The organism is Actinomadura sp. NPDC049382 (assembly GCF_040677125.1).
Taxonomy (GTDB): domain Bacteria; phylum Actinomycetota; class Actinomycetes; order Streptosporangiales; family Streptosporangiaceae; genus Spirillospora; species Spirillospora geliboluensis.
The window spans coordinates 22,021-29,422 of record NZ_JBFARO010000102.1 but is presented as its reverse complement, the minus strand read 5'-3'; the positions used below and the strand labels follow the sequence as shown (position 1 = coordinate 29,422).

2 protein-coding genes are annotated in these 7,402 nt (G+C 71.9%); both read right to left on the bottom strand.

Annotated elements, in window-relative coordinates; all coding sequences use genetic code 11:
- Positions 1-286: 286 nt before the first annotated feature.
- A complete protein-coding gene (locus AB0K34_RS35830) occupies positions 287-5,185 on the bottom strand; it encodes a DNA repair ATPase (RefSeq protein ID WP_364553287.1) in 4,899 nt (1,632 codons plus the stop codon).
- Between the two features lie 142 nt (positions 5,186-5,327).
- Positions 5,328-7,346, bottom strand: a complete 2,019-nt coding sequence (locus tag AB0K34_RS35825) for a flotillin family protein (RefSeq protein ID WP_138642295.1) — start codon at positions 7,344-7,346, stop codon at positions 5,328-5,330.
- Positions 7,347-7,402 lie beyond the last annotated feature (56 nt).

The following is a 7,402-nucleotide window of genomic DNA, read 5'->3' as shown; positions in this document are numbered from 1 at the left end:
GACGGAGTCCCATCGCGAAGCGACGCCGAAGGCGCCCTTGACTTTGGAGGGGCGGCCCCGTACGCAGCGCCGCCCCCACCACAATTCCACGAACAACACTTAAGCCATGGTGTCCGGCTTGGTCGAACATCGACTTGTCAAACGCTGGTTCGGTTGAACGTCGGTCTGGTCGAACGCTGGCACAGTCGGACGCCCCCTCCCGGTTGGATGTCCCCCGGTTGGATGTCCTCGCGTCGGATGTCCACTTGGTGAGTGTCAATCCTGGCGGACGTTCTGTGAACGGTGGCTAGGTGTTGCGGAGGGCCTTTTCTATGGCGGTTAGTTTGTCCGCCAGGTGGAGCAAGGCGCCCACGGACGGGTCTTCGGTGTTGCCCGCGAGGGTTCGGGACCGCTGGTAGGCCGCCTTCACCTCCGTCCAGCGGTCCGCTTCGGCGGCGGCGAGGGTGCCTCGGAGTTCGGACAGTTTCAGGAGGTTGGCTTCGGCGTCCGAGGTCAACGTCTGCGACTCGGCCCGGTAGTGGTCGTCCAAGGCCGCTTCCAGTTCCTGTGCGTTCATCACCGGGAGGACGCGTTCGGCCAGCTTGTTCATGTCGCGGTAGGAGCCCTGGAGCCGGAACGGCGGTTCGGTGCGGGACGCGTCGTCCTGCGCGGCGGAGGCGATGTACGCGCGGTTCACCGTCAGCACCACCCGCTGCACGTGGATCAGCTTCTCCAGGACGGACAGGATCTCGTCCAGTTCGGCCTGGGAGTAGGGGTGTGACAGGCGGTCCGGGCGGACGGTCTGGTCGCCCGACGCGAGGCGCACGAGCAGTTCGACGTCCTCGCGGTCGCGGGTCGTCAGGGGCGCCAGGACCGGGTTCGAGGTCAGCGCGTTCTCGATGTAGCTGAGCGCGAACAGGTCGTCCTTGCCGGACAGGACGTCGCCGAGGTTCCACACGTCGGCGCGGTTGGCGAGCATGTCGGGGATGCGGAAACGCCGGCCCGATTCGGTGTACGGGTTGCCCGCCATGCAGACCGCGAAGCGCTTGCCGCGCAGGTCGTAGGTGCGGGTGGCGCCTTCGATGCGGCGTTGGGCGTCGCAGAGCGGAATGAACTTCTGCAGGAACTCGGGCGACGTGTGCTGGATGTCGTCCACGTAGAGCAGGACGTTGTTACCCATCTCCAACGCGAGGTTGATCTTCTCGACCTCGCGGGCCGCCGTCGCGTTGGGCGCCTGGGCCGGGTCGAGGGAGGTGACGTCGTGGCCCAGGGCCGGGCCGTCCACGCGCACTAGTGCCAGCCCGAGGCGGTCGGCGACGTACTCCATGAGCGTCGTCTTGCCGTAACCGGGCGGGGAGATGAGCAGGAGCAGGCCCATCTGATCGGTGCGCTTGCCCTCGCCGGCGGCGCCCAGTTGCTTGGCCAGGTTGTCGCCGATGAGCGGCAGGTAGACCTCGTCCACCAGGCGGTTCCGGACGAACGCGCTCATCGTGCGGGGCTTGAAGTCGGCCAGCCCGAGGCGCTTCTCCTCGACGGCGATCAGGTCGTTCCGCTGTTTCTGGTAGGCGCGGAAGGCGGGAACCCGCTCGGTGCGGAAGCGGTGGGTGCGGGCGAGGGTCTCGTCCAGGCGCAGGTCCATGCGGCGGTCGGTGATGCGCGGGTGGTCGCCGAGGAGGTCCTCGATCGCGGCCGTCAGCGCGGCGGGGGAGTCGTAGCGGGCGGACGGGCACAGGAGCGTCGCCACGGCCTCGGGGAGGTCCGCTTCGTCGCCGCCGTCGCCGGTCGCCAGGTAGGAGGCCAGCCATGCTTCGGCCAGCTGGTGGCGGGCGGCCAGCGTGCCGGCGTCGCGCAGGTCGTCGTCGAGCGTCGTGTCGCCCAGCGCCTGCGTGAAGCCCTTCAGGAGGGCGCGGGCGCCCTGGCTCGTCACGAAGCCGTCCGGGGCGGCGGCCAGTTCCTCGACGAGGTACTCGGCGGTCAGCGGGTCGGGGAGGCGCAGGTCGTGCCGCTCGGTGAACTCGGTGATCGACGCCGTCAGCTCGGCGGTCAGGTCGGCCAGCGCGTCGGCGCGCCCGAACGCCTGGCGGGCGCGGACCAGCGACCGGGCGCGGGCCGTCCACATGCCCTGTTCGGTGTCGTCCGGGCCGTGCGTCCAGAAGAGCTGCGCGGTGGCCCGGGCCGGGCCCGGGTAGCGGAGCAGGCCCGCGTCGGCGCGCAGCCGCAGCAGGGCCTCCAGGATGCGGGCCGCGTCGTGGTCGTGGACGCCCCGCTCGTAGCCCTCGTCGTAGCGGTCGGCGGCCGCGTCGCGGACGAGACCGAGCAGGCGCCCGTCGGCCGCCGCCGCGAACAGGTCGTCCAGAGGCGAGGTGGCCAGGATCGACGTCGCCAGGTACTCCGCCCGGTATGTTTCCGCTGTTTCCGAGACGAGGGTCTGGTTCCACAGGGGCCGCGTCGCGGCGAAGCCCTCGTCCTGGACGGGCGCCCGGTAGTCGGTCCCCGTGATCGCGAACGCGACCGTGTCGCGGTGCGGGACGAGCGTCAGCTCGATCGGGCGGGTGTTGACCGCGAACCGGTGCCGGCCCAGCCGGATCGTCCCGCCGTCGTCCCCGTACAGGTCGAGGCGGTCGCGCAGCGCCCGGCCCGCCTCCTGCCGGGCCGCCTTGACGCGCCCTTCCAGCTCCTCCGCGCGGACGCCGTCGTCCAGGCCGCGCAGCTCCTCGGCGATCGAGCGGAGCCGGGCCACCATCGCGTCGGTCGCGAAGTAGGTGTTGACCTCGTCCGGAGAACCGAGGGCGGCGGCGCGGCGGCGGACGCCCGCCAGGATCCGGTCCGCCGACTCGGTGAGCCGGTCGGTGCGGCGGGCGCGCTCGTCCAGCAGCGACTGCTTGCGGGACGAGAACGCCTCGTAGACCTCGGTCCGCTTGGTCTCCAGTTCGCCGAGGAACTCGTCCAGCTCGGCGAAGCGGGCCTGCAGCGTCTCCAGGCGGAGCAGCAGGCGGCCGAGCTGCTCGTCGCAGTCCTCGGGCGTGGCGGCGGTCGCCAGCGCGCCCGCGATCGACTGGTCCAGGAGGGCGAGTTCGGCGGCGAACGCGGCGCGGCCCTCGCGGCCGAGCAGGTCCCGGCGCCGGTTGTCGAGGACGGCGCGGGCCCGGTTGAGGCCGCCGAGCACCTCGCCGACCCGCTCCAGGATCGCCGTCCGCGCGGTCGCGTCGGTGATGTCGAGGTCCCCGACGACCTCGGTGACGACCTCCAGCCCCTCGTTCTGCGCGGCGAGCAGGTCGCTGAGGGGCGCCGCGTCGGCGGCGGTCTCGATGGCGCCGGCCGCCTCGGTGATGCGCTCGACCTCGGCGTGGTAACCGGTGAAGGCGTCCTCGCGCTGGAGGAACGCGACCGCGCCCTCGCCCGCCTCGCGCAACTCGGCCTGGACGGTCTCCGACAGCTCGTCCAGCCGGGACGCGTCGACGTAGCGCAGGTCGCGCAGCGTTTCCAGGCGGCCCTGGGCGCGGCGGAAGGAGGCCAGCTGCGCCACCCAGCCGTCGGCCGTGGCCGGCGGCTCCGCATGGGCCCGGCGGATCAGCGCGGCGATGTCGTCCGCCGCCTCGGCGACGGCGGAGACCGCCTGCTCGGTGAGCGCCTGGACCTTCTCGAACTCGTCCAGCACCTGGCCCGCCGTCGCGCGGACGTCCGCCAGCGGCGCCGTCACCGCGCCGAGGTCCTCGTCGGCCAGCCAGTGGTACAGGTCGGCGGCCCGCGTGCAGGCGGAGATCAGCGCTTCGAACACCCGCGCGGACGGCGACATCTCGTCCACCATCCGGGTGACCGACAGGCATTCGGAGATGCCGCGCACGAGTTCGGCGTTCCCGACCCGCTCCAGCGGCCCGGTGCCGACCGGCTGCGCGGCGGCGTAGGCGTCCGAGACGTACGGGGTCGCCCAGATCTGCATCGGGTGCACCCGCGACGGCTCGTCGGAGAACGCCCGCATCACGACGAGCGTCCCGTCCGCGAACAGCGAGTAGCCGTGGCAGGTGATCGGCGTCGCGACCCGCTTGCGGATCACGTTGTAGGGCAGCAGCAGCGACCGGCCGTCCTCCCGCGCGTGGAAGACGTAGAGGACGTCCTCCCCGTTGGGGGAGCGGATGACGCGCTCGTACTCCAGCCCGGCCACGTCGGTGTCGAACGTCTTCGCGGTGCCGGTGTCGAGGTAGTAGCCGCCCGGGAAGATGATCCCGTGGTCGTCCGGCAGCCGCCGGCACGCCTGCGCGATCCCGTCGAGCCGCGTGACCTCCTTCGTGCGGACGTTGAACACCAGGTGCCGCCACGCCCGCTCGTTGTACGGGCGGATCCGCAGCAGGATCAGCGCGCCGACCCGCGCGTGCAGGACGTCGGCGTCCGCGAGCGACTGCAGCGGCTCGTCCACCGGCTCGGAGTAGATCCCCTCGCCACTGTCGGTGTTGTCCTCGATCTTGACGGTGAGGGTGCCGCCGATCGTCTCGACGAACACCTCGCCCTCGATCGAGATGTGCGGGTGCCGGCCGAGGACGTGGTCGTCCCGGGTGGTCTCGACCCAGTCGACGTCGTGCGCGGGCGGGAACGCGTGGTCGCGCTCGCCCTGGTTGTCCTCGTAGGCGACGCCGCCGTCCGGGGCCGTCCGCCACCGCAGGACGCGCAGGTCCGACAGGCGCGGCCCCGTCTGGAAGACGGCGAGCAGCCGCCCGTCCACCAGCCTCAGCTGGAGCAGCCGCGCCTGCCGGTAGTACCGGTACATGTCGGCGAAGTCGCGCAGGAAGCGCGGGTCGTCCAGCAGCCCCGGCACCGCCTCCGGCCCGGCGGGGACGAACGCGATGCCGTCCTCCGTCCGGGTGAACCGGTGCAGCGAGAACACGTCGTCGACCGTCGTCTCCGGCTTCAGCCCGAGGAAGACGTTGTAGCCGAACAGCATCACCCCGCCGAGCGCCACCACGTCGCGGGGCACGCAGTTGTGCGCCGTCCGGATCCGCTCGGTGCCGGCCAGCCGCAGCTCCGTGCCGCCGAACACCTCCAGCCGCCGCGCGTTCAGCGCCTCCGCGCGCCGCGCCAGCTCGGCGGCCCGCTCGGCGAGCCGCGCCCGCAGCACCTCGTACGTCCCGTGGTCCAGCCCCGCCCGCCCGGCCCCGGCCCCGGCGGTCTCGGCGGTCTCGGGGGTCTCCGTCGCGGCGTCCCTGACGACCATGCTCACCCATCTCTCCCGTCTGCGTGTCGCTGTGATGGCGGCGCCTCGCCCGCGCACCGGTCGCGCGAGGGGGTTCGGTGGGCTGCGACGGGTCGCCGGCCTCGGCGGCCCCCGGTGCCGGCGACCCGTCGCAGGTCTTGGATCAATTCGCGGTCACGGCGGTTCCATTGAGCTCCGACAGCGGTGCGTCGGCGACGCCGAGGCGCCGCGCGGCGTCCAGCAGGTCCTGGAGGCCCTGCGCCTCCGGGCCGCCCGACTTGATCAGCCGCAGCAGCAGCGCCGAGAGGGTCAGGTCGCGGACGCCGCCGGCGTCGATCGAGCCGAGCAGCCGGGCCATGTCGTCGGTGAAGGACGACGTCCCGTCCAGCCACGGCCCGGCGAGGGACCGCGCCACCTCCGAGTTCTGCACGAACCCGTCCACGCTCTTGCCGAGCGCGATCGACCCGACGAGCCGGTCGAAGAAGACGCTGTCGCCGCCGACGATGTTGATGTCGGCCTGCTCCAGCCCGGTGGCGAGGACGGTGGCCTGCGCCTCCGCGACCTGCCGCTGCACCTCGATCCCGGCGAGCCGGACGTCCTTCTCCGCCTCCAGCCGCAGCCGGTACTCCTCGTGCTGGCGGGACGCCTCGTCCAGCGCGGCCATCGCGCCGGCCTTCTCGGTGAGGCCCTCGGCCTCGGCGCGCAGCGTCTCGCGGATCCGGGCGGCCTCCGCCGCCGCCATCTCCGTCGCGGCCGCGGCCTCGGCGCGGCCGACCTTCTCGATGGCGTCGGCGTCGCGCTCGCGCACCTGGACCTCGGCGAGCCCGGCGGCGGCGGCCTCCGCGCGCAGCCCCTCGGCCAGCCGGATCTTGGCCTGCGCGTCCATCTCCGCGGCCTCCTGCCGCGCCTGCGCCATCGTCAGCTCCTCGCGGGCGCGGTGCTGCGCGGCGGCCTCCGCCGCCTCCGCGGCCTTGATGTCCTTGACGAGGTTCTCCTGAGCCTCGGCCTCCGCGTGGATGATCACCGACTGGCGGGCGCGCTCGGCCTCCTCGACCGCGCGGAGCCGCTTGATGCCCTCCTCCTGCTCGGCGACGGTCCGCTCGACCGCGATGCGCTCCCGGACGACGTTCGCGATCTCCCGCTTCTCGGCCTCGACCTCTTTGTCGGCGGCGATGCGGGTCAGCTCCGTCTCCCGCTCGCGGCCGATGACCTCCAGCAGCCGGTCCTTCTCGATGCGCTCGCTCTCGATCGCGAGGACGCGCTCCTTGTTCTTCGCCGCGACGGAGATCTCGCGCTCCTTGTTCTCGTGCTGGACGCCGAGCTGCTCGTCGGTGCGGATGTGCGCGGTCTGCGCGCGGAGCCGCTCCTCGGCCTTGACCCGCTCGATCTCCGCCTGCTCGCGGGCCCGGACGGTCTCGATCTCGCGCTCCTGGCGGAGCTCGGCGTCGGCCTGGCGGCGCTCCAGCTCCAGGATCGCCTCGCGCGCCTCCACGTTCTGGCGGGTGATCTCCTTCTCCTCGTTGCGGGTGTACTCGTTGGTGCGGACGTGCTCGATCGCGGTCAGCTCGGTGATCTTCCGGATGCCCTGCGCGTCCAGGATGTTGGACTTGTCGAGCGACAGCAGCGGCGTCTGCTCCAGGTAGTCGATCGCCGCGTCCTCCAGGCTGTAGCCGTTCAGGTCCGTGCCGATGACCTGGATGATGTGGTCGCGGAACTCGTTGCGGCGGGTGTAGAGGTCGGCGAAGTCGAGGTGCTTGCCGACGGTCTTCAGCGCCTCGGAGAACTTCGCCGCGAACAGCTCCTGGAGCGTCTCCTGGCTGCTGGCGCGCTCGGTCCCGATGGCCTGCGCGACCTTGATGACGTCCTCGACGGTCTTGTTGACGCGGACGAAGAACGTGATGCGGATGTCGGCGCGGATGTTGTCCTTGCAGATCAGCCCGTCCCGGCCGGTCCGCTCGATCTCGATCGTCTTGACCGAGATGTCCATCAGCTCGGCCCGGTGCAGGACGGGCAGGACGATCGCGCCGGTGAAGGTGACGTCGACCCTCTTGAGCTTGGAGATGATCAGCGCCCGGCCCTGGTCGACCTTGCGGAACAGCCGGGTCACCATCAGCACGAGGCCGAGGGCGATGAGCAGGGCGAGCGCGAGGAGCACACCGGCTCCGATGGTGATGGTGTCCAAGGGGATCCCTCTCTGCTGGGGGGAACGAGGTCGCGGGGTCGAAGGCGCGGGGAGGC